The organism is Nonomuraea terrae, from assembly GCF_004348995.1.
Lineage (GTDB): Bacteria > Actinomycetota > Actinomycetes > Streptosporangiales > Streptosporangiaceae > Nonomuraea > Nonomuraea terrae.
Genome location: NZ_SMKQ01000394.1, coordinates 1 through 3,116 on the forward strand (window position 1 = coordinate 1; position 3,116 = coordinate 3,116).

4 protein-coding genes are annotated in these 3,116 nt (G+C 71.7%); 2 read left to right on the top strand and 2 right to left on the bottom strand.

Annotated elements, in window-relative coordinates; translation table 11 throughout:
• Both E1286_RS46725 and E1286_RS46730 read right to left on the bottom strand, forming a co-directional pair.
• Positions 1-844: class I SAM-dependent methyltransferase (locus E1286_RS46725; RefSeq protein WP_223190960.1), on the bottom strand; the 844-nt coding region annotated here is incomplete at its 3' end.
• Positions 841-1,935: a hypothetical protein gene (locus tag E1286_RS46730; protein WP_246075750.1), complete on the bottom strand. Its 1,095-nt coding sequence runs from the start codon at positions 1,933-1,935 to the stop codon at positions 841-843. The genes E1286_RS46725 and E1286_RS46730, both read right to left, overlap by 4 nt.
• Before the next feature lie 162 nt (positions 1,936-2,097).
• On the opposite strand from E1286_RS46730, the gene E1286_RS46735 reads away from it, so the two are divergent.
• Together E1286_RS46735 and E1286_RS46740 are read left to right on the top strand one after the other, a co-directional pair.
• Positions 2,098-2,346, top strand: coding sequence for an acyl carrier protein (locus tag E1286_RS46735; RefSeq protein WP_132623788.1), 249 nt, complete (start codon positions 2,098-2,100; stop codon positions 2,344-2,346).
• A complete protein-coding gene (locus tag E1286_RS46740; RefSeq protein ID WP_132623790.1) occupies positions 2,321-3,079 on the top strand; it encodes an SDR family NAD(P)-dependent oxidoreductase in 759 nt (252 codons plus the stop codon). Before E1286_RS46735 ends, E1286_RS46740 begins: the two co-directional genes overlap by 26 nt.
• The last annotated feature ends 37 nt before the right edge of the window (positions 3,080-3,116 follow it).

Sequence of the window (3,116 nt, forward strand, 5' to 3'; positions counted from 1 at the left end):
TCTCGGGGGTGGCTGGGGGGCGGGTGGCCACGGCGAGCCACATCGGGGCGAGTCGTTCACCCAAGCGGTGGCGGAACACCAGGCGGGTCAGCCGCAGCGGGTCGGCCACCAGCGTGCGCTCGTCCTCCCGGGAGCTGAGCGTGAACGCGAGCGCGTCCGGCAGATCATGTGCCAGCGCCTCCCTGGACAGCAGCGACCGCGGGGCCTGCCGGTCGGGATAGACCGCGTAGGAGCGCCGCATCGTCAGCCCCGCCGACTCGATCCCGCGGTCGAGGGCTTCAGGGCCGCTCGGGTAGCTGGGGTCGAAGCCGTGCGGCGCCCACTGGTCGTCGCCGCCCTCCCGGTCGGCGGGCCTGGCCTCCAGGAACCGGTCCACGCCGAGGTCGTTGCGTACGCCCAGCGCCAGCCGTCCGCCGGGGGCCACCAGTCCGGCCAGCGCGGCCAGGGACTCCTTCCAGGCGGACGCCGGCGCCTCGGCGGAGTGCGTGCGCAGCAGCCCGTCGAGCGCCAGCACCAGGTCGTACGGCTCCTCGACGTCGAGCGCCTCCAGTCGCCCGCAGAACACCGCGAGGCCCGGGTGGCGCTCGCCGAGCTCGCAGGCGTCCGGGTAGGAGCGCAGCAGGACGGCCGCCGCCGCGTTGGCGACCACCTCGTCCACCAGCGGCTGCGGGTGCGGCCCGACCAGCAGCACCCGGCCGCCCGCCGGCAGCAGCCTCCTGATCAGCTCCAGCGCCGCGCCCTGCCACTCCGTGACGCCGGCCACGGCGGACATGTCGGACCACAGCAACATCTCTCCGCCGATCAGGCGGACGTTCTCGGGTGTCTCGTTCGTACGTGCGCTCACGGCTTCACTCCGCGCGGCGGGTTCTGGCGTCCCGACGCCGAGGCCCGGTCGGCGCGCCGCTCCCGTCGCCGCGCCCCCGGCTCCTGCCGCCCCTGGCGTTCCGCCGCGTCGTTGGGGCGTCCGTGGTGTGCCGCCGCGTCGAGGCGCCCACGGCGTCCCGCCTCGGGCTGCTGGGGTGGTGCCGCCGCCGGCGCCGGGTGCTTCTCCCGTCGTGTGGCCGCCTCGCGCCGCCTCGCCGTTGTCGTCCCGGACGGCGGCGCCGCCGCCCGGGCCCGCTTCCATCCGAACATTCGCCGTAGCTCCTCCGGTGTCGCCTGATACTCGAATCCCAGCTCCTGCCGCGCGACCTCCGCCGCCAGCTCGGGGTCGACGCTGGTGCCGTGCAGCTCGGGCCACAACCGCTTGCGGCGCGCCGTGCCGCCGTACTCGGGGCGTTCGTCCTCGAACTGCATCGGGTCTCCGTACACGGCCACCTCGCAGCCGACCGAGGCGCCGTAGAAGAGCGCGCTGCCGAGCCGGTTGGAGGCCACCCTGCGGTGACGTCGCAGCTCGACCAGCTGCTTGCGCAGGAAGTCGCGGCCCTTCCCGTCCCAGCGGGATCCGCGATCGCCATGGCAGATGACCCGGAAACCCCTCGACGCGTACGCCTGCCGAATGTCCGGATTTGCGAATTCCAGCCAATAAAGGCAGACCGTGACCGGACCAATCTCGACATTTCTGATTTCGTCGGCGAGGCGTCCGTGGTCACCGCTGACGGAGGACTTCTCCCAGCCGTGGAAGGGATACCAGATCGTACCCTCACGTTCGGGCCGGACGCCCAAGTCGGGCTCCAGCTCAAGGAGATAGATCCAGGGGGCGCCGATCAGGTAGTGGCCGCGCCGGCCCATCGACCAGCCCCGGCGGCGCAGGGTGTCCGACCAGACGAAACGGGGATAGCCGGGGCTGCACCAGTGGTCGTTCGGGGGAAATCCGTGGAGATAGTTCCATCCGTGCTGGAGGTAGCCCTGAATGCGCTTCGGCGCCTCGTCAGTGAGGCCGCAGTATCTTCCGAGAATGCGCGAGTGCCCGTACCAGTGATTGGATTCGTCCATCATTCCCCCCGTACGGTGGCCGTGTCCTTTCCGACATTCCCAGCCGCCAACGCGGGCCACGCGTCGTTATACGGTTCCATTACCGAGGGCGGAGGTTGGTTTCTCATGAGTCGCATGTACCGCTACACTTCGTCGTGGTCCGAGCACTGAGAGTGAGTGATCATGAATCATCTCGATCGCCTGCGGGCCGTCTTCCGCATGGCGCTCAATCTCCCCGCCGACGCCGACGTCGACGGGCTCGAATACCGAGCCATCCCGCAGTGGGACTCCTTGGCCCACATGGCGTTGATCGCGACGATGGAGGACGAGTTCTCCGTCATGATCGACACCGACGAGATGATCGACATGAGCTCGTTCGCCAAGGCGGCCGAGTTGCTGGAGAAGCATGGTTTCGGCGCCGCCGAGCTCTGAGCCCCGGGTCGTCCTGGTCACCGGCTCCACGACCGGCATCGGCCGGGCCGTCGCCGACACGCTGGCCGCGTCCGGCCACGCGGTCCTGCTCCACGGCCGCGACGAGGAGCGCGCCGCGAAGGCGGCCGCCGAGGTGGCTGCCCGGACCGGCCGGCCGGCCGACGCGGTCCACGGCGACGTGGCCGACCCCGCGCAGGTCTCCGCCATGATGCGACAGATCTTCCAGCGGCACGGCCGGCTCGACTCGCTCGTCGTCAACGCCGGGGTCCACGAGGCCGGGCTGCTCGGCATGACCCGCCACGACACCGTCACCCGGCTCTTCGAGGTCAACGCCATGGGGGCGGCCCACACCCTGCAGGCCGCGCTCCGGCTGCTGCGCCGGGGCTCCTCCCCCGCCGTGGTGCTGGTCTCCTCGATCATGGGCCGCGCGGGCGGGCCAGGCCAGGCGGTCTACTCCGCCGCCAAGGCCGCCGTCATCGGGCTCACCCGGGCCGCGGCCAAGGAGCTCGGGCCCACCGGCGTCCGGGTCAACGCCGTCGCGCCCGGCTACATCGAGACGCGCATGCTCGACACACTCGACGACCGCTCACGCGCCGCCACCGTGGCGGCCACCCCGCTCGGCCGCCTCGGCAGCCCCGACGACGTCGCCCACGCGGTCGCGTTCCTGCTGTCGCCGGGGGCGGCGTTCGTCACGGGGCAGGTTCTCGGTGTCGACGGCGGGCTGGTCCTTTGACTTCTCCCCGCCCTGCACCAGGACGGGAACCCCGACC